We start from the raw sequence: 609 nt of genomic DNA on the forward strand, positions 1-609 counted from the left end.
ACAGATCAGATAACAGCGGCAATTTTATCAATTTTTCAAACGGGGAATTTGACAAAACTTATGACGCGATTCTTACGGAAACAAATGAAGCAAAAAGAAAACAGCTTTACAAAAGCGCTCAGGGAATAATTACAGGAAACGCGGCAAGCGTTTTTATACAGGATATTCTCTATTATAAAGTTTTCCGCTCAGGCGCTTTTGCGGGAGCGAAGAATTATCCGTTATTAGTGGTAGACTTTTCCTCGATTTACAGGATACGGAATAATTGAATTTTATAATTAGAAGAATCGTAATTGCCTTAATTACGGTTTTTCTTGTTTCAATTTTATGTTTTCTCGCCTTTAGCCTTATTCGAGGAGACCCGGCAATCTATCTTGCGGGAATTAACTCATCACAGGAACAATTATCCGCGTTACGTGAAGAAATGGGGCTTAACAGAAATGTTGTTATACGCTATCTTGACTGGCTTTCTGGCTTTATCTCAGGCAGGACCGGCATTTCTTTAAGTTTCCGCGGGGAAGCGGTTTCTACGCTGATTTTTCAACGCATTCCCGTTACCGTAACATTAGCCTTACTTTCGCTTTTTTTTATTTTGCTCATTTCCATACC

General features: G+C 38.9%; 1 protein-coding gene and 1 pseudogene. Both read left to right on the forward strand.

The window, feature by feature from the left end; all coding sequences use genetic code 11:
- The coding region (locus ACYVRA_RS08175) for a hypothetical protein (protein ID WP_461252235.1) at window positions 1-269 on the forward strand (269 nt) is incomplete at its 5' end.
- Window positions 266-609 (forward strand): annotated as a pseudogene (locus ACYVRA_RS08180) (ABC transporter permease); the annotation flags it as partial. The gene ACYVRA_RS08175 and the pseudogene ACYVRA_RS08180, both read left to right, overlap by 4 nt.

Source organism: Treponema sp. R8-4-B8 (assembly GCF_054786175.1).